Below are 18,630 nucleotides of genomic sequence, written 5' to 3'. Positions count from 1 at the left end.
GTGGAGGCGTGGCTATGGTGAGCTTGACGATCAACGGTCACCAATATGCAGTCGACGCTGAGCCCGATACTCCGCTGCTCTTCGTCCTGCGCGACACGCTCGGCCTGACCGGCACGAAGTACGGCTGCGGCGTCGCCCAATGCGGAGCCTGCACGGTCCATCTCGACGGACAGGCGACGCGGTCGTGCCAAGTGCCGCTGAACAGCGTCGGCAGCCAGGTCGTCACCACCATCGAGGCGGTCGAGCAGGACGAGATCGGCCGGAAGGTCGTCGAGGCTTGGGTCGCGCTGCAGGTGCCGCAATGCGGCTACTGCCAATCCGGTCAGGTCATGGCTGCCACCGCCCTGCTGAAGCAGACGCCGCACCCGACCGACGGCGATATCGCCGACGCGATGACGAACCTTTGCCGGTGCGGGACCTACAACGCCATCGCCGCCGCTGTGCGGCAAGCCGCCGCCTGAGGAGCTTGCCATGGACCTGCTCCTCCGTCCCGCAGTTCCCTCCCGCCGCGGCGTCCTCGCGGCTGCCGGCGGCGCCCTGGTACTCAGCGCCCTCCTGCCAGCGCGAGTGGCTCGCGCCGCGGCCCAGGGCCCAGCGGAAGGCGCAGGCGCCCTTGCGCCGAAGCCGGGAACGCGGGTGGCCGCCTTCCTGCAGATCCACCCGGACGGCACAATCAAGCTCCTCAGCCCCTTCGTGGAGGGCGGCCAGGGCATCGCCACCGGAATGGCGCAGATCGTCGGCGAGGAACTGGACGTGCCGCCGTCCCGCTTCGTCGTGGAATGTGCGCCACCCGGTCCCGACTACGCCGTCGTGAACGGCATCCGCATGACCGGCGGCAGCTTCTCCACCCGGTCGAGCTACGAGACCATGCGCCGCCTCGGCGCGACCGCCCGGGACCTGATGATCCGCGCGGCGGCGGCAAGGCTCAAGGTACAAGACGGCGAACTCACCACCCGCGACGGGGTCGTGCTGCACGCGGCCACGAACCGCGCTCTGTCCTATGGCGACCTCGCGGCCGATGCTCTGAAGCTGAAGCCGAACGAATCCGTCCCGCTCCGCGACCCGGCGACCTTCCGCTACATTCGTCAGCCTGTTCCCAGGCTCGACGTACGGGACAAGTCCACGGGCCGGGCGATCTACGCCATCGACCAGAAGGTCGAGGGCATGCTCTACGCCGCCGTGCAGCACGCCCCACGCCTCGGCACGGAGCCGCAGGTCTTCGCCAACGAGGCGGAGGTCAAGGCCATGCTGGGCGTCCATTCAGTGCATCGGCTGCCGGGCGCGGTTGCTGTCACCGCTGATAGCTGGTGGCGGGCGCGCAAGGCTGTCGAGGCACTGAAGGTCGAATGGACGGCGGCCAAACCCACCGGCATTGAGACAGTCGCGGCAGATTTCTCGTCCGAGGGCATGCTCGCCGCCCTGAAAGCCTCGACCAATCCGGGTCACGTGGCTGAGGAAGTAGGCGACGTAGCCGGCGCCTTCGCCAAGGCCGCCAAGGTGGTGGGGGCCGATTATGAGGCCCCCTACCTCGCCCACGCGCAGTTAGAGCCACCCTCGGCCATCGCCCGCTTCGATGGCGATGGGACACTCGATGTCTGGCTCCCGAACCAGATGCCGGAGGTGTTCCAGGCCGTGTCGGCGAAGGTCGCCGGGCTCCAGCCTGCGCAAGTCCGCATCCATTCACCGATGCTCGGCGGCTTCTTCGGCCGCCACTTCACCTACGAGGCCGGCAACCCGTTCCCGCAGGCGATCCTGCTCGCCAAGGCTACCGGCCGCCCCGTGAAGGTGTTGTGGTCGCGGGAAGAGGAGTTCGCCCGGGATGCGGTGCGCCCCTTGAGCTTCAGCCGCTTCCGCGCGGCCCTCGACGCGGCGGGTCAGCCGACGGCGATCGAGGTCCGTACCGTTGGGGAAGGACCAATCGGCCGCTACTTCAGCATGATGATGCAGACCCCCGTCGACCCCTCCGCGGTCGAGGGCATCGTCGAGAAGCCCTACGCCGTCCCTAACCGGCGCATGACCTTCACGAAGGTCGCCCATCCCGTGAACATCGCCTTCTGGCGCTCGGTCGGGCACTCGATGAACGATGCGTTCTACGAGAGCTTCCTGGACGAGGTCGCCCAGGCGGGAGGTCAGGATCCGTTCACGCTGCGCATGGCGCTCCTCCAAGGCAGCGCCCGGCACCGGTCCCTTCTCTCGGCGGTGGCCGAGATGTCCGGCGGCTGGCAGCGCGGGCCCTACCGCGCGGAGGGTGGGATGCGCGCTCGGGGCATCGCGATGGCCTCACCCTTTGGATCGGAGACGGCGACCATCGCGGAGGTCTCGGTGGAGGGCGGCGAAGCCCGGGTCCACAATCTCTGGATCGCGTTCGACCCCGGTAGCATCGTCAACCCGGCCATCGTCAAGGCGCAGGTGGAATCGGCGGCGGCGCTCGGCCTCTCCTCGGTCCTGTTCGAGCAGATCCTCTACCGCGACGGTGTGCGGCAATCGCAGAACTACGACACCTATCCGGTCCTGCGCCGCGAGCACATGCCAAAGGTCCATGTGCAAATCGTCGAGAGCGGCGCGCCGATGGGCGGGGTCGGGGAGCCGGGCCTGCCGGGCGTGCCGCCCGCCGTCCTCAACGCCATCGCGGCGCTCACCGGCCAGCGGATCCGTTCGCTGCCGGTCGCCAACACCAAGCTCTCCGCCGCCTGATCAGGGATTCGCCATGATACAGCACGCAGGCACGGCGCTCGTTACGGGCGCATCTTCGGGCATTGGCGCGGCTTACGCCGACCAATTGGCCGCCCGGGGCCACGATCTCATCCTCGTCGCCCGCGATGCCGCCCGGCTGCGGGCGGCGGCCGATCGTATTGGGCGGGAGACGAGGGTGAGCGTCGAAGTCATGCCTGCCGATCTAGCGCGGCCGGCGGAGCTCGCGGCGGTCCGGGATCGCGTCGCCACTGATGCGAGTCTCGCGCTCCTCGTGAACTGCGCTGGGCTCGGCCCCTTGGGACCCTCCCTCGACAGTCCGGCGGAACTCTACGACGGGATGCTCGACCTCAATGTCAGGGCATTGCAGACCCTGACCTTCGCTGCGGCAAGAGCATTCGCAGGCCGGAGCAGCGGAGCCATAATCAACGTCGCCTCGGCCGTTGCCCTCATCCCGGAACGCTTTAACGCCGGCTATGCCGCACAGAAGGCCTTCGTCCTTGCCCTGACACAGGGGCTCGCGGCCGAGATCGGCCGCAAGGGCGTGCGCCTCCAGGCGGTGCTGCCCGGCGTCACCCGCACCGAATTTTTCGAACGGGCGGGCGCGGATATCGGGCAGATCCCCGCGGAGATGATCATGGAGGCCCGCGATCTCGTGGCGGCGGCCCTCGCCGGCCTCGACGCGGGTGAGACCGTCACGATCCCGTCTCTCACAGATCTCGGCGACTGGCAGGCTTTCGAGGCCGCGCGGTTCCGCCTTGGTCCCAACCTCTCCCATCGTGTGCCGGCCGCCCGCTATGGTCTCGGTTGAGACCGCAAGCGAACCGGTACCTTGTGGAGTAAGAGGTCGTCGATGCTGCAGATCATTGAGATCGAGCAAAGCGAATCCGTGCTGGCCGCGCACCTCGTTCAGGACCAACCACCGCTGGCGGGAGGCTGGCGTCAGGTCGAGGCGTTGCCGGTCGGCCTGTTCGCGGCGGTGATGGGCTTGACGGGCCTGAGCGTCGCATGGAGTCTCGCCCATGCCCGGTACGGGGTGCCGCTTTGGCTCGGAGAGGCCATCGGGTTGATCGCCTCAGCAGCCTTCGTCGCCATCGCGGCGGGTTATGCGGCCAAGGTGTTCATCGCTCCCCATGCCGTGCAGGCCGAGTACCACCACCCCATCGCGGGCAACCTGTTCGGCACGCCGATCATCAGCCTCCTCCTGCTGCCAATCCCACTGGCTGACTTCAGTCTCACCCTAGCGCGCGCGCTTTGGATCATCGGCGCCGTCGGCATGACGTTGTTCGCATGGCTGATCGTGACGCGCTGGCTTAGCGACCGGCAGCAGGCGGCGCATGCGACGCCGGCCTGGATCGTGCCGGTGGTCGGCCTGCTGGATGTCCCGCTGGCCCTTCCGGGGCTCGACCTGCCGCCGATGCAGGGGGTGATGACCTTTGCGCTGGCGGTGGGGCTGTTCTTCGCCCTGCCCATCTTCACGTTGATCCTGTCCCGCCTCCTGTTTGAGGCACCGTTGCCCGCAGCGCTGCAGCCGTCGCTCCTAATACTCGTGGCTCCCTTCGCGGTCGGGTTCTCGGCCTATGTCGCGTCGACACGCACCATTGACCTGTTCGCCGAGTCGCTCTTCGCGGTCGCGCTGTTCCTGCTAGCGGTGCTGCTACCGAAGCTCGCGAAGTTCGGCCGAGCCTGCCCGTTCCGCGTCTCGTGGTGGGGCGTGAGCTTCCCCCTCACCGCGGCGGCGGTCGCAGCTCTGCGCGTCGCGACGGCTCAGCCAGGTCCAGCGACTGACGGCCTCGCCCTGGCCTTGCTCGCGCTAGCGACGCTGGTCATCGCTTGGCTGCTCGTCCGAACCCTGATTGGCCTCGCCCGTGGGGAGCTACGTACGCTAGCGCAGTGACGATCAATCTCCCATCTTCAGCTGCTCATTCGAGGGCTGCTCTCTCCATTTGCCACCTGAAAGCAGACCGGCAGAAAGCCACCCGACCCGGACAAAGGTCATCCTCCACCAAGCTGCCGTAAGCGGACCTTCCGAGAGGCTGCAAAGGGTCGGAAGCGGACGGGCGTCTTTTTCGCAGTTTTTGTGTTCGGCAATGCGCACCGTTCGTTGACACTGTTTGTTCCGCACTCCGAAGGCAAAGGTCACACGTTCGAATCGTGTCGGGTACGCTAACAAATTCAATGACTTAGAGCCTTAGTTTCGACGACCGCTAAGTTGCTAGCGACCATATAGCAACCGACAAACCGTAAATTCGACGGGAGTTCGCGAGAAGCGTTAATTGCCCGATGCGAATCATACGCCTGCGCGCTGGCTTGCTTCGGGCTCGCCGAAACGAGGCCCCGGGTAGCGGACCAACAGGGTGCCCTCTACCCACCCGCTTCTTGGGGGTCCCGCTCTCGTAGATAGGGCTGAAACTCGAATTCCGCTTGGCGCTGTATGCAGCCGGATCTGACTTTTCTACCAACCTCGCGCGTCACGCCTCGGAAAGTCTGCTGATCAACTTAAAGCTGAACGCCTGCGGGCATACATAACTTCAGCTAGTGTAGCCCATAAACCTGCCCATGCGCGCTCTCCCTCTCGGTGATCCGTTGACCGGTTTGCTCGACGCGAGTGTGTTCGAGCAGCACGTGGCCGAAGGCGGTCAGTGGCCGCTGCAAAGCCTCCGGCAGTTTGGCTCAGGACGGGATGTCGAGCGAGGAGGAATTCAAGGATCTGATTGCCCTCGAGAACCATCTGATCGTGCGGCCGCATGCTGATGAGGCGATATACGTCGGTCGCCTAACCGCGCGTGGATCTCGCGTGTTCTACTTCTACACGGCTGATCCTGGCTCGCTAGCGCGGGATGTGAAAGCGGCTATGGAGCAGCACCCCGCCTATCAATATCAGATCAACAGCCACGCTGATCCAGAATGGTCGGCCTATTTGCGGTCTACAATCGCTACCACCGCTGGGCGCAACGCGGGCGCTGGCAGCGCTTGTTTGCTCAGGTTGCTGCTGTCGGTGTGATACCCGACGAACTCGCCCTCGACAGTACCCACGTGAAGGCCCACCGCTCGGCAGCCGGCGGAAAAGGTGGACGTGGGCGCAGGCGATCGGCACCTCGCGCGGCGCGCAAACAAGCAAGATCCGCTGCCTGGCCGATGATCGCGGCCGACCGGTCGCCCTCGCGCTGACGCCGGGTAGCTTCAGCGACATTCGGATGGCGCTGCCGCTACTGGAGCAGGTCGCGCTGCCCAAGCGGCTCCTGGCCGATCGAGCCTACGATGCTGATAGCCTGCGCGACTGGCTCAAGGAACGGCGGATCACACCGGTGATCCCGTCGAGCAAGGCCCGTACAGTGCCCCATCCCTACAATCGCCGGGCCTACCGCCGGCGCAACGTCATCGAGCGCTTGTTCTGCCGCATCAAGAACTGGCGGCGCATCGCAACCCGTTACGACAGGCTCGCCGCCAACGCAGAAGCTGGGACTGAGTGATCCCAGTGATCGGACACCGGCCGTTCCAGTATGCCAGCAGCGCCTCGCGGAAGATGCCCTGCCCGATCCGGCGCCGGGTGATTGCATCGGCCTCAGTCTGCCCGAGCCCGGCGGTGTCCCGCGCAAAACGTTCCAGTGGCAGCGTCGGCAAGCTCGTGGAAAGGCGGTAGGCCGCGCTAACAGCCGCCGTTAGGGCGTCGCGGTCCGGCAGCGCGAAGGCGGCACTGAGCCCCCGGGCGGGCGGCGCGGTGGGCGGTGCGTCAAGATCGGCCGGCCGGACGACATCGCCTGCGTCGCGGTCTTCCTGGCCTCCGACGATGCCCGCTGGATGACCGGCGAGCGCCTGATGGCTAGCGGCGGCTTCCGTTGAGCGCGCCAGGGAATTTCCCGATGTCCGCCACTGATACCGCTCCGCTGTTCCGCCCATTCCGCCTCAAGACGCTCGACCTGAAGAATCGCATCGTGATGGCGCCGATGACCCGCGCGATGGTCCCGGGAGGCATCCCTCGCGAGGCGAACGCGGCCTACTACAGGCGCCGGGCCGAGGGACATTAGGCTGAGGTTTGCCTGACCGAGCGCTTGACACCAGTTGTCCGAGTCCGACGAGCACGTGCGCGTTCCAGGTTGCGACGCACATCCATCACTGTTGCGTCGCCTGCCCTGGATGCTGCGTCCCTGTCTGGGTAGTCTGGTCGAGATCGAACAAGTAGGAACTGCTCTTCACCGCTGAAGATGGCCCAGGACCATGAACCCTCGTCCGATTGTTCTACGCGTACGCTCAGCGCTCTCGCCTGACCGTGAGGCATGGCCTCCACTCCACTATGTCTAACAGGGAGGATCCTGGGGCAGCGCGCTTCCATGAGGCCGCCAGAGGATGTGTCATCATCGTGAGCCCGACTTGGGCCTTCAGCGATTGGTGACGCCCTCAGCGCCTGCTACGACCTGAACGGTTCGCGGGCCAAAGATCGGCGTCGTGGAGACGATCGGCTGAGGCGTCGTGGTCAAGTCGCGGGCGCTGCGGGTCTGCTGGGTTGCGCGGGCCAGCTCACGGTAGAGCGGAGGCGTCAGATGGATCGCCTCGTCCGCCCTGACGGGGCTCGGTGCAAAGGAGCCTATGACGAAAACGGCGAGGATGAGAGCGCACGTGCGACGCATGGGATTGCTCCAGCTGATCCGGCTGTGATGCCGGCCGATGAGCGATTGAACCACGCTTTTGTGCGCTGCGGTATGCAGATTTTGCAACGCACCATAATGCGATCAAGAGATGCGAAGTCAACTATCTTGCGCTTGTACGATGGCGTGATGCCTTTATGGCAGCTTGCTGGCATGCCGCAGGCGCAAGGGTTAGCTGATGATTCGTTAACAGCAAATCATTGTAGTCTCTGCCCCGGTGTCTTGCTGGTTGATTGTTCTCATAACGCGGCTGCCTAGACGGATAGGACGGCGCCATTTCTGTCCAGCGTGGCAAAACTTGGTTTTACAACTTGGTAGTCGAAGCGCCTACATAGTGGGGAGCGTTCTGCCGCTTGCACTAAGTTCTGCCGCTACCAGCGAGTAAACTACGCAGCCCGGGCAATTTGGTGCGGTCGCACAATTGCATTCTCCCTCACTTCCTCGGTGTGCACATCGAACTGCAGTAAAGGCGCCCGGCCAAAGTTCGTCGTCAGGGCACAATCCGTGGCATCACGGCCGCGGGCCATGACGATCCGGCCGATCCGCGGCTGGTTGTGGCGTGCGTCAAACGTGTACCAGCGACCACCGAGATACACCTCGAACCAAGCGGAGAAGTCCATCGGAGCCGAATCGCGCGGCACCCCAATGTCGCCGAGGTAGCCGGTGGCATAGCGGGCCGGGATGTTCATGCAGCGGCAGAACGCGATGGCGAGATGAGCATAGTCACGGCACACACCCTCGCGTTGCGTGTAGCCATCGAAGGCTGAACGGGTGTCATCGGCCTTCTGGTAGTCGAAGCGGATACGGGCGTGCACGAAGTCAACGATGGCCTGCACACGCGCCCAACCTTCCGGCGTGTTCCCAAACAGCGACCATGCGATGCTAGACAGCTTGTCGGTGTCGCAGTAGCGCGATCCAAGCAGGAACTGCAGCACGTCGTTAGGCAGCTCCTCGACCGGATGCTGGCACGCATCCAACGCAACCGGATCGGGCTCACCGTTATCCCGGATTACGAAGTCGGCCGACATCGTCATAGGACCGCCGGGGGCTACGATGCGCGTGCAGGTATTGCCGAAGGCATCCGTGAACTGCTGCGCAGGAACCGGCGGATCGAAGGCGATGACCTCTGGCGTCACAAGATCCGCCTTCCGCTCAGGATGAATGCTGAGCAGCAGGTTCATCGGGGTAGAGCCAAAGGTGTTGAAGGCGATGGTGTAGCCCGCACGGATATGCATCTGAGGTCTCGAAAGCAGCCTATGTAAGCGACTTTAACATAGAGCTATCCAGCAGGTTCCGCCGTGTTGTCGTAAAGAAACAGCAGCTAGTGCGCAAATATTAGCCACCACGTGTGCAAACGATGGCTGTGGTCGATGGTGGGATCGTCGAGATCGAGATCATTCAAGTCGATTCGCGCTGCCGTGAATAGGAAGCAAGGGGCCGGCAAGGATCAGGGCGGCACCTCGTTTAAGTGTTAAGCCCTTCTACCCTGTCGCTGCTGTCTCTCTGAGGCGTTGCACCGCGCGATCAACGTCGAACTCAGGCTCGCAGATCTCTGTGAGCGTGAACGGGCAGGCTTTGGGCTGACCCCACTCGATCATCTTCTCCTCAGCCCGCAGCTCCGGCGCTTCGGCATCGCCGATCGCCAGCCACCACAAGCCGTCGATCTTCAGGGTTGCCAATGCGCCCGGAATAGCAAGCATCTGCTGGCGAAGGTGCTTGGCCTTTTGTCGCCAAGCCAGACTGTGCTGATTGTCTGCGGTCAAAGCCGCCATCATCAGGTGAGCCAGGAAGCTCCTGACCAGGGCGGCGGGCGTGCCGGGGGCAGGCTCGACCATGAGGTGAGAACTCCTTGTGAGAGCTGGAGCGTCAGCTCACTGCGCTCAACCAACCGACCAACTGACCTGCTCGTCGCCTGCAGGTTTTGGGCCGACGTCCTCGACAGGCCACAGGCCGTTCACGAGGTTCAGCGGTCTGTGAGCGAACGATAGATCGCCCTCATCTCGTCAAGCTGGCGGATCGGCTCCCCGACGCGAAGGATGACGCACGAGAGCTGCTTGGGCAGACCGTCGAAGTCCTCCACGACGATTCGCACGGCTTCCGAGAGGCTGCACTCCCGCTTGTCGTCCGTGTTTGGCGATCCCTCGCTCCAGATCAGAGTGACAGGCTCGTCGGGGTCATAGCTGCTCATCTGCGTCCTCTGCCGGCCAAGTGCCGCTGATTTCCACAATCAGGGTCACACAAGCGGCTCGTGAGCCGAGCTCAGGCAAGTGAGGGGCCGCGAGCTGCCGAAGCGGTATGCTGAGGGCTGCAGTCGGAAAGCGCGCCGCCGATGCGGTAGCCCAAAGTTGGGCAGGCAACGCTCGATAGCGACGAGAAGCAGCACAACCCGATACGGACGTCGCTTGGCCCACTTCAGGCGCAGTGCCCCGTCCTTGTGCATGGATTTTGCAAGCGGCGTTTGTCTCTGCAGGGAGACAACCGATGCTGGAGCTGCTTTCCCGCCTTCGTGCCTACCTCCTCTGCCGCCTTGCCAAGCATGACGTGGCCGCTGCTGACCGTGCAGCAGCTGACGGTGACGTTTACCGGTCGGCCAAGTTCCTCACTAGGGCCGATACGCGCCTCAAGAGAGCTTGTGGTCTGAACACATGGTTGTCGCACAGAGAAATGGGCCCACCGTCTCGGTAGCAGCTAGGCTTTATCACCAACCTGACCGGCTGGCTTTGCACTGAGCTGATTCTGAAGATCAGTCAGGGCTGAAGGACTCAGACGTGAGGCGAGGTCAGAAGACGAGTACTGCGCAGGGCGTTCTGAAGCGGCGACATATCGAGGTGCAGACGGCAAGAGTTTGGCACTAGCTCGCTAAGGAGCACGCACTAATTTGACTTATACTCGGACTCGATTGAACTAAGGCAGCTCAGCGTCGAACACCAACGAGCCAACCTGCCCGCACTGTCAATGAGGTGCGATATACTGGATCACCCTCGCCGTTCCGTACTGTTACCGATAGCTCGCGCTCGTTGTTGGCGACCACTGCAATCCTTGCAGTCTCAAGCAGCATGTTCATCGCCGCTTCCGCTACTGCGTCAGCTCCCATGAGCATCCTGCCTTCGCTATCTGCCTTTAGTCCTCCATCTTCGACATCGAAGAAGTATCGCTGCATCTCGTTTCGATCCCTGCGCGTGCTCTCTGTCCTGCTAACGCTTTGTGGTGTCTGAAGGTCCACGCCGGCACCTTCCGCTTCGACTACGACACGCACACTGTTGACGCCCTTAGGATGCTGCCAGAGCGACGATGCCGTAGATCTTAACCCCATTATGCGGGAGGTATTCTCGCCTGGAAGCCAGCATGATTACCTCAAGGCTTCTAGGTGGAAGTATCAGTCCACTGTTTGTCGTGATCCATGGTGATCCAGAGGCAGCCTGTATGACCCTGAAGGCAAGGCTCAATGCCTCATCAAGGCTTGCGAGTTCCAGTGGTTCTACGCCGGAGGGAGCGGGCTCATTGGTGGGCCACACCACAATGCTTGCTGGCCGGCTATAGTCCTCGTGGGGGATTGTCGTGCCGAGTAGATTCCACAAGGGCCGGCCCTCACGCTCAGAGGAACAGCCGCACAAGTCATGCCATCAGCATCGACAGTCTCTCGTGAGGACCGTACCTGACAAGTTGCAGGGTACGAGCTTACCGCTTTTGACCGCTTCGTTCGTAGGCTGCGATCACTAGAAGCGGGTTGGATGGCATGTCAGTGGGGTCCGTCACGTTGGCGAGGCTTTGGCTTGCGGAGGGCTGGTCCGCAGCTCAGGCGGACGCACGAACCTGCTCTCGTACTCCGACTGCTGCTTCCCGCGCGGCAATATTCAGCGCATGGGCTAGATGTATCTACGCTTCTTGTATGGCTGTGTTGGGCGCTATGTTGAAGGACTGCTTCTGAGCAAAGAGCCGAGGTCCGGTTGTGGCGCGAAGCCGACACAAGCCAGACTTCCGCAATGGGTCGGAAGCGGACGGACGACTTTTGCGCGGTTTTTGCGTTCGACAACGCGCGCTGAGCGTTGCCACCGATTGTTCCGCTCTCCGAAGGCAAAGGTCACACGTTCGAATCGTGTCGGGTGCGCCAATAAAATTAATGACTTAGAGCCATATTATTGGCGATTGCTAAGTTGCTAGCGACCACATAGCAACCAGCACACGACACCCCGGAGATCTGGCGGGAGTTCGTGAGAACCGTCAGCCGCCGGATGCGAATCAGGGCCCCGCGCGCTGGCCTGGTTCGGGCTAGGCCATAGGTGCCGCCCTGGTATCGGACCAATGGGGCACCCTCCCCCACCTGCGTCTTGTGGCCCCGCTCTCGTAGACAGGCCAAAAAATTGGGACGGCGCTTAGCGCCTTGACCGCCCAACTCGACTCTAACCAAACCCTTGAGCGGTCTGCGACCAAGGTCCGCTCGGGGTGGGGAGCAGAACTGGGCGTCGAGCCCTTAAGCGGACGTTCGCGGTTTGGGAGTCATGGAACCGAGCGGCTTAGACTGGTGCGTCATAACTCAAGAGTTCTGACTGGCTTTCCTTTGTTGAACCCGTTCGGACGAGAGCGCATCGCGCTCAGCATTCAGGGAAGCGATTAGGCGCTCCGCGAGGTTGCCCAGCGGCCGCCCCGCCGGTCGGATCAACATCGTCTTGATGGGCAAGCTAGGCTCAAACGGCCGTAGCACGATGGACAGATCGGCGAGTTCGCGTGCTGGGACTGGATCAACAATGGCAAGCCCCAACCCTTCCGCCACGAGACCACAGCGCGGTGCCGTGTACTGGGCCATGAAGGCAAAGCGCGGCACGATGCCGGCCCGCGCAAATGCCTCCTCGCTCGCCTGTTGAAGGTCACCCGAACCACCCGCAATCAGGAGCTCGCCTGCGAGGTCCTGCACCGTGATGGTCCGCTTAGCAGTGAGGGCATGCTCTCGTGGCAGCGCGCAGACCGCATCGACTGTCAGGAAGGGTTCGCAGATCACGCCCGCGTAGCCAAAGCGGGGCCGCACAAGGCCAATGTCGCATTGCCCTGAAGAGGTCCATGACCAGATCGCGTCGGGGCTTGGCACATGGACCGCCACATGGGCGCCAGGGCATTCGGCGTGTAGCCGTCGGATGGCACGTGGCAGCAGGCGAGAAGCCAGTGAGGGCTGACACGCAACGCGCAATGGCCCGGTGCCGAGTTCCCGTATCTGACGAGCGGCTTGGCGCAGGTGGTCGAGCCCCGCATAGGTCTGCTCAACCTCTCGCGCAAAGGCTTCCCCCTCCCGCGTCGGCAAAGCGCTCCCGTGGCCGCGGACGAACAGCAGGAAGCCGAGATCGGCCTCAAGCTGCGCCATAGCGCGGCTGATATGCGGCTGACCTATGCCGAGCGCAGCGGCAGCCCTCGTCATTCCGCCATGGCGCAGCACAGCGCGAAACAGATCGATATGGGCTGGGTTCATCATGCCTCGATTGCATGAAAAGCTAAAAGTAAGGCATTTGACGGCATGGACGAGAGGTGCTTGTCAATGTTGGCACTTTGGGCGTTGCAGCCGTGACCCTCAACAAAGCCAGAGCCGATGCTCAACGTCCTGCTTCCTCTGACCCTCGCCGCCGTGGCGGGAGCCAGCATCGTCGTTCAGCAGGTGCTGAACGCGAACCTGCGCGTGGCTCTCAACTCCGCCGCATGGTCGGGCTTCATGAGCTACTTTGTCGGGATCGTCTGTATGGCGCTGCTCGCCCTTGCTCTGCGTGATCCGATCCCCTCGGCGAGCGTGGCGGAGCGCATCCCGTGGTGGGCTTGGAGCGGCGGGCTCTTCGGCGCGATCTTCATCGGCCTCGCCATCTTTCTCGTGCCGCAACTTGGGGCTGCCACGTTCATAGCGCTCCTCGTCGCCGGTCAGATGCTGGCTTCGGTGGCCTTCGATCATTTCGGGTGGATGGGGCTTACCCAACGCGCACTCGATTGGCCCCGTGCGGTCGGCGTCGCTCTCTTGATCGGTGGCGTGGTCCTGATCCGGCGTTGAACGCGGTCGTAGCGCGTGCCGGCCCGAGCCGGCTGCCAGAAGGATGATCCCCATGCTCCTGAAAGGGCTGTCGGCCTTCCCCATTACGCCGGCCGATGCGAGCGGTCGGGTCGATGTTGCCGCCCTGCGCAGCCTTATCGCCCCACTTTGTGCGGCAGGCGTGAACTCCATCGGCCTGCTCGGCAGCACGGGCTCTTACCCCTATCTCTCCCGCGCCGAGCGGAGCCGGGCCCTGGATGCCGCCTTGGAGGAAGGGGCAGGTCGCGTGCCGATCCTCATCGGCGTAGGTGCGCTGCGAACCGATGAGGCTGTACGGCTCGCACAGGATGCACAGGCGGCAGGTGCCGCGGCCGGTCTTCTCGCAGCCGTGTCCTACACTCCGCTGAACGAGGACGAAGTGTTCGAGCACTTCGCTACGGTGGCGCGGGAAAGCCGTTTGCCGCTCTGCATCTACGACAATCCGAGCACTACGCACTTCCGCTTCACGCCTGCCCTTGTCGGCCGCCTCAGCCGGGTCTCTGGCATCGTCGCCGTGAAGAGCCCCGCCCCTGAGCCGCAGGACGTAACCGGACACTTGCGAGAGTTGCGCGATGTGGTGCCGGACAGGTTTTCACTCGGCTACAGCGGTGACTGGAACTCAGTCGAGGCACTGCTCGCGGGCGGCGACGCTTGGTACAGCGTCATCGCGGGCCTATTCCCGCAGACCACCATGGACATCGTTCGCGCAGTCCAGGCCGGCGATGCCGCAGAGGCACGGCGGCTGAACGCCCGTCTGCAACCGCTCTGGGACCTATTCAGAGAGTTTTCCAGCCTAAGGGTGATCTACGCATGCGCTGCCCTCCTCGGCATCTGTCATGCCGCGCCACCGCGCCCGATCCTGCCGCTATCCGAACCAGCCCAGCAGCGGGTGACCGAAGCGCTCAAGGCGCTAGACATGAAAGAGCACCGCCACGTTTGAAAGTGCAGCTGCTCCAATAGGGCTTGCCCTTATGGAACGCTCCACGCTTCGCCGATGGACTACTTCGACGCGGGCGCCATCGGAGCAAAAAAAGAGCTACCCTGAACGTCTCATAATTCATTGGAACGGCCTTAGGGGCGGAAGGCGAGTAGCACCTGCTTTCCACCCACCCTGGTCATACGCGTCCGTTCTATCAGGCTGCCTAGAAGCAGACGCTCTGAAGGTCCGACAAGGGTGGGGAGCGGAACTGGGCATCGCGCCCAGAAGCGGACATTCCGGCGCGGATATGACAGACCACCCGCGGTGGGTTTCGTTCGGCTCAGAGACTACGGGCCGCGAGGTGGTCCATGTGCGACGCTTCTGACTTCCAGTACTGGTTCTCTACCCTTCGAATCAGGATCTCGCCCATGATCCATTCTTGGTTCACGCGAGGCCCTGTTTCAGCATAGGCCTCGGAGAAACTTCTAGGGCAGCAAGCTCGCCCAGCCGGTTCTCGATGGTCTCGCGCAATCCTGCAATCATTCGCTCGAAGAACTGGAACTGGTCACGCTCGATCTCGCCCGCTGCAAGCCGCTCGAACAGCCAGTTCGTTATTTCTTCAAGTTCCGCGTCAGCGGCGGCGAGCTGTGCTGCTGAACCCACCTTGGCCAGCCTGACGAGCTCGACCATGCGATGCAGCTTCACCCTCTCTGCGCGGCTGCGGCGAAGGCGACGTCTGGCAGCAATCCAGCCGACGAAGGGTGCTATTATGGCGAAGACCATGACGGCCAGCCAATAGAGGTTGACTGTCTGGTCGAGCAGGCTCTCCTGTTCGCCGTTCAGGTAGGCGAGCGTTCCAGGATGCACGGGGAGCAGCGAAGACCGCTCGGTCTCAGGCGCCTGCATCTGTCCCGCCGCCGGCAGAATGGCCACAAGCTTCGCCTTCGTCGTTAACAGGAGTCGCGTGATCTCGCCGGCTACCCGGTCCGGCAGCGAGGCGCGCGAGACGAGCAGGGTACGAACCGCGAAGGTCTGAATGGTTTCCTCGGGTTCGGTCGGCGTTCCCCCGTAAGTCCCCTGCTTGATCTCGACCAGCTGGTAGGCGGGCGAGCGGGCGACGATGGCGCCTGCTTCCGCGATGTCGAGGTAGGACGGCCTTGCCTTGAAGCTTTTCCGGATGCCCGCGAAGGCGTCCGGGATAGGCCCCGGACCTAGTGGTCCCGAAGCAAGGGCAGCAACGACTCGCCTCGCCTTGAGCGCTGGTCCAAAGTCCGCCGCGGGCATCACGTTGAGATCGACGTCACGCAGGTCATAGAATTCCGTGAAGGCCTTCAACAGTCCGGGGTCGAACCCTGTTGCCACGGCAAGTTTCTTGCCCGCGAGTTCGCTGACCTTCTCGATCTTGGAGTCCGGTGGCAGAAGAAGCGCGACCCCATCTTGCCGAAGCACAAAGATCGTTCGTCCGTTCGCAGCCGCCTCGTCGTCGCTTCTCACGACAGCAAGATCGACCCGGCCTTCCGTGAGAGCCTTTCCGCTCTCAGACAGGTTGGCTGCTGGCACTGGGACCAGTCGAATGAGAGGGTGCTCGGTGGAGAGATCGCGAATGAAGGCGGCGAGCACCTTCTGCCCGTCGCTTCCGACTGGGCCAGTTGCCAGTGTCAGAGTGTACCTCGCCGAGATCAGCGAGGGATAATGCGTCAGGGTGTAGGCACCAGCCGCCACACCCACGAACAGGGTGCTGACAACCGCAACGATCTTGGGGAAGGGCCTCATTGCATGCTGGGCCCAGTGGACGTGTCCATAAGGTGTCGGATGTGCCGGCGCTTAAGGACAAAGACCGAACCGACGGCATAGGCAGAGGCCAACAGGACGTTGGCAAGCCGCGCGACTAAGACCTCGCCGTTACAGCCTGCCAAGGGTGTCATCCGGAGCCCCAGCAGGAGGACGATGGTTTCGGGAGCGATGCATATTCCGCTGATGGTAAGAAGGCTTACGGCGACGGCTACCTCAATGTCCGCTAAGCACGAGGGTTTGGATCGGTAACATCAGGGCCTGAATCCGCAGGATCATGGCGTGGACGATGCCGGTGGCATCGACTGCATGGAGGACCACGCTCTTGGTGGTGCTAAGCTTGCCCGACGCGATCAGATCGTGGTTGCTGGTATAGGCATTGGCGATGCAGCTGCTGCCGGGCGTAACGCCTTCCAGGCCGCCCGCGTAGAGAGGCTCAAGAAAGACCGTGATCGTTCCCGGTCGAACAACCTGCTGCGCATCAATGAGCTGCTCGCCGCCTCGGAATTGCCCGGCGGCGATGAAGTCCTGCACGCTCGTCACCACCATCGGGATGACGGTCCAGGGCTTCGAGATGCAGGTGACCTCGGCCAGCATGCCCACCTTCATCACCTGGGCCTCAATCTGTCCGAAGCCCGCCGTGATCGCCTTGCGTCCGGCGCCCTCGGGGATCAGCACGCCGGCCGAGCGCATGATCGGATTGACGATGTCACCGACCCGCAGGGTGAATTGCTCCACCCGCCCCTTCACGCCGGCGCGGATGGTGGTCTTGGCGATCTCCACCTCGGCCTGGGCGAGCGCCGCCTGGGCGCTGGCTTTCTGGGCCGGAAGGAGCGTGCTCACCTGCGCCTCGGCCGTCTGCTTGGCGGCAGTCGCCGCCGCGACGGAGCCCTGCCGGCCGTTCACGACGTTCTGGAGGCGTTCGATCTCGCGAACGGCAACGATGCCGGCGCCGCGCCTGTTCAGCTCCTGCTTCGTTTCCAGTTCGTCCATCGCCTGCTGCAGGCTGCTGCGGGCTTCCTGGACCTTTCCTTCGGACGCCGCGATATCGGACCGTGCCGCCACCATCGCCGCCTCGACCTCGGCGATCTTGCGCCGCGCCGACTCCGCTGCGGCCTCCTGTGTTGAACTGTCTAGTCTGAAGATCGGCGCGCCCTGCTCGACCTCGCCGCTAATGTTATTGACGTAGATCTCGGCTACACGTCCACTTGCCTCCGAGACGATAGGGACGGTCCTATAGTACAATGTCGCCGTCTTCGTGGATGGGTGATAATAGAAAATGACCGTGATCAGCCCCACGGAAAGCATTAGGCAGGTAACGATGCCCCACCTCAGCTCGAACCAAACTGAGTAGAGCGTGATCTCCTTGCCGAACCGCTTGCCCTGGCCGAAACGGCGGAAGAGGTAATCCGGCAGGATCGTCAGCACCGAGCACAGTAGGATCTCAAGCATGGATCAGGTCCTCGTCGTGCTAGCCGGAACGATCCTTGGGATGGGCCGTGATGGAGGCGGGACATCTTCGTGGGAGACGCTGACCGACTCGGTCTCCTCCGACGCCCCGGCCGCTCGCGGTTCCGGAGGGAGACCCGCGATCCGTTCGAGCGCTCTCGCCATTCGTCCGAACACCCCTCCGAAGTTCGGAATGTCGATCAGGGCGAGCAGGAGGCCGAGCACCCAGAAGAGGTGGATGTGCGTGAAGAGGGCCAGGAGCCCCAGCACAGCGACGATCTCGAATTGGAGCTTGTGGCTCTTGTGGGCGATTCGTTCCGGCAGGGTGTGCAGGCGCAGGAACAGGAGCCCTACGACCAGCACGACGACCGTGAGGACTACGGCCATGATCGACATGAACATGTCGGACCCGTCCGCGGCGGCAATGAACATCGGCAAATGATGCGGCGCAGCAGGATTGATCGCGTCGGTCATGTCAGCCCCCGACAGAAGTGGCGACGCCATTAGGACGCGGGTGCGCACCGCTTGGCAGAGTGAATCGCCGTAGCCTCCCCCTGGAAGGTTCAGGCTACACTAATTTCGTGCGTTCGTCCTACCGATGTTTTCATCGGATTATTGCTGACTTGAGCCCAATTTCATGCTCTCGGGGTTAGGCGTCACCCGCGAACCAGTGGTCCGGTCAGCACACTGGGCTAGATTGGGACATTCCATAACTTCGAGCCATCGAACGTCCGCATCCCATTGCCAAGCAGCCCATTTCTAGACGCCTAGCTAATTGGCCGCTCCCGGCTCAGCCCTGTCATACGCGTCCTCTCTATCAGGCTGTCCAGAAGCGGACGCGCTGAAGTCCGAGAAGGGTCGTGAGCGGACCCCGACCTTACGCCCCAAATCGGACGTTCCGCCTCCGACCCAGTGCGGTCCTGGAAGCCAACCTCTGGCATCCCTGGAAGCAGGCACTCGCAAGCTGGACGTCATAGACCTTCAGGCCCACAGACACTCAGGCGAACTAATCGCAACGTCGAGATCGCGTCGTGATCTACCTCCGTAGGGGCGTGGCAATTGCCCGACGTGAATGAGGCGGCCACACTCGGCGC

16 protein-coding genes and 3 pseudogenes are annotated in these 18,630 nt (G+C 63.2%); 11 read left to right on the top strand and 8 right to left on the bottom strand.

Translation table 11 applies throughout. The features are described 5' to 3' along the window. Nucleotides 1–14 precede the first annotated feature (14 nt). From MFF55_RS01920 to MFF55_RS01875, 9 genes and pseudogenes are all read left to right on the top strand, one after another. Complete coding sequence (locus MFF55_RS01920; RefSeq protein WP_238242390.1) at nt 15–461, top strand: (2Fe-2S)-binding protein; 447 nt, start codon at nt 15–17, stop codon at nt 459–461. Between the two features lie 10 nt (nt 462–471). Further along, nucleotides 472–2,694, top strand: coding sequence for a xanthine dehydrogenase family protein molybdopterin-binding subunit (locus MFF55_RS01915; RefSeq protein WP_238242389.1), 2,223 nt, complete (start codon nt 472–474; stop codon nt 2,692–2,694). A 13-nt stretch (nt 2,695–2,707) separates the two neighbouring features. Beyond that, nucleotides 2,708–3,502: an SDR family NAD(P)-dependent oxidoreductase gene (locus MFF55_RS01910; protein WP_238242388.1), complete on the top strand. Its 795-nt coding sequence runs from the start codon at nt 2,708–2,710 to the stop codon at nt 3,500–3,502. A 42-nt stretch (nt 3,503–3,544) separates the two neighbouring features. Beyond that, complete coding sequence (locus MFF55_RS01905; RefSeq protein ID WP_238242387.1) at nt 3,545–4,588, top strand: SLAC1 anion channel family protein; 1,044 nt, start codon at nt 3,545–3,547, stop codon at nt 4,586–4,588. Between the two features lie 786 nt (nt 4,589–5,374). Continuing rightward, nucleotides 5,375–5,695 (top strand): DUF695 domain-containing protein, encoded by a 321-nt coding sequence (locus tag MFF55_RS01900; protein ID WP_238242386.1) that lies wholly within the window; start codon nt 5,375–5,377, stop codon nt 5,693–5,695. Continuing rightward, a pseudogene (locus tag MFF55_RS01895) lies at nt 5,617–6,164 on the top strand (IS5 family transposase); the annotation flags it as partial. The gene MFF55_RS01900 and the pseudogene MFF55_RS01895, both read left to right, overlap by 79 nt. Nucleotides 6,165–6,426: 262 nt before the next feature. After that, nucleotides 6,427–6,534: pseudogene (locus MFF55_RS01890) on the top strand (SDR family oxidoreductase); the annotation flags it as partial. A gap of 20 nt (nt 6,535–6,554) precedes the next feature. After that, nucleotides 6,555–6,713, top strand: a pseudogene (locus MFF55_RS01885) (oxidoreductase); the annotation flags it as partial. A gap of 519 nt (nt 6,714–7,232) precedes the next feature. After that, entirely contained in the window at nt 7,233–7,595 is a 363-nt protein-coding gene (locus MFF55_RS01875) for a hypothetical protein (protein WP_238242535.1), read from the top strand. Nucleotides 7,596–7,723: 128 nt separating this feature from the next. Here MFF55_RS01875 and MFF55_RS01870 read toward each other — a convergent pair whose 3' ends face one another. The 5 genes from MFF55_RS01870 to MFF55_RS01850 form a co-directional block, all read right to left on the bottom strand. Then, the gene (locus tag MFF55_RS01870; RefSeq protein WP_238242384.1) at nt 7,724–8,572 is read right to left on the bottom strand and encodes a transglutaminase-like domain-containing protein; all 849 of its coding nucleotides are present in this window, start codon (nt 8,570–8,572) and stop codon (nt 7,724–7,726) included. Nucleotides 8,573–8,818: 246 nt separating this feature from the next. Continuing rightward, the gene (locus MFF55_RS01865) at nt 8,819–9,172 is read right to left on the bottom strand and encodes a hypothetical protein (protein ID WP_238242383.1); all 354 of its coding nucleotides are present in this window, start codon (nt 9,170–9,172) and stop codon (nt 8,819–8,821) included. Nucleotides 9,173–9,300: 128 nt separating this feature from the next. Next, nucleotides 9,301–9,525, bottom strand: a complete 225-nt coding sequence (locus tag MFF55_RS01860; protein WP_238242382.1) for a hypothetical protein — start codon at nt 9,523–9,525, stop codon at nt 9,301–9,303. Between the two features lie 726 nt (nt 9,526–10,251). Then, nucleotides 10,252–10,497, bottom strand: coding sequence for a DUF6894 family protein (locus tag MFF55_RS01855; RefSeq protein WP_238242381.1), 246 nt, complete (start codon nt 10,495–10,497; stop codon nt 10,252–10,254). 1,374 nt (nt 10,498–11,871) lie between these two features. Further along, nucleotides 11,872–12,798: a LysR family transcriptional regulator gene (locus MFF55_RS01850; protein ID WP_238242380.1), complete on the bottom strand. Its 927-nt coding sequence runs from the start codon at nt 12,796–12,798 to the stop codon at nt 11,872–11,874. A 114-nt stretch (nt 12,799–12,912) separates the two neighbouring features. Here MFF55_RS01850 and MFF55_RS01845 point away from each other — a divergent pair, with 114 nt between their 5' ends. Then, nucleotides 12,913–13,359, top strand: a complete 447-nt coding sequence (locus tag MFF55_RS01845; RefSeq protein ID WP_238242379.1) for a DMT family transporter — start codon at nt 12,913–12,915, stop codon at nt 13,357–13,359. Nucleotides 13,360–13,402: 43 nt separating this feature from the next. Continuing rightward, the gene (locus MFF55_RS01840) at nt 13,403–14,317 is read left to right on the top strand and encodes a dihydrodipicolinate synthase family protein (protein ID WP_238242378.1); all 915 of its coding nucleotides are present in this window, start codon (nt 13,403–13,405) and stop codon (nt 14,315–14,317) included. Nucleotides 14,318–14,740: 423 nt separating this feature from the next. Here the strand turns inward: MFF55_RS01840 and MFF55_RS01835 are convergent, their stop codons facing one another. The 3 genes from MFF55_RS01835 to MFF55_RS01825 form a co-directional block, all read right to left on the bottom strand. After that, nucleotides 14,741–16,069, bottom strand: coding sequence for a TAXI family TRAP transporter solute-binding subunit (locus MFF55_RS01835; RefSeq protein WP_238242377.1), 1,329 nt, complete (start codon nt 16,067–16,069; stop codon nt 14,741–14,743). Nucleotides 16,070–16,303: 234 nt separating this feature from the next. Beyond that, nucleotides 16,304–17,539 (bottom strand): HlyD family secretion protein, encoded by a 1,236-nt coding sequence (locus MFF55_RS01830; RefSeq protein WP_238242376.1) that lies wholly within the window; start codon nt 17,537–17,539, stop codon nt 16,304–16,306. 3 nt (nt 17,540–17,542) lie between these two features. Next, nucleotides 17,543–18,010 (bottom strand): hypothetical protein, encoded by a 468-nt coding sequence (locus MFF55_RS01825; RefSeq protein WP_238242375.1) that lies wholly within the window; start codon nt 18,008–18,010, stop codon nt 17,543–17,545. Nucleotides 18,011–18,630 lie beyond the last annotated feature (620 nt).

This window comes from Methylobacterium iners (assembly GCF_022179305.1).
Classification (GTDB): Bacteria; Pseudomonadota; Alphaproteobacteria; order Rhizobiales; family Beijerinckiaceae; genus Methylobacterium; species Methylobacterium iners.
This window is presented reverse-complemented; position numbering and strand designations above follow the sequence as displayed.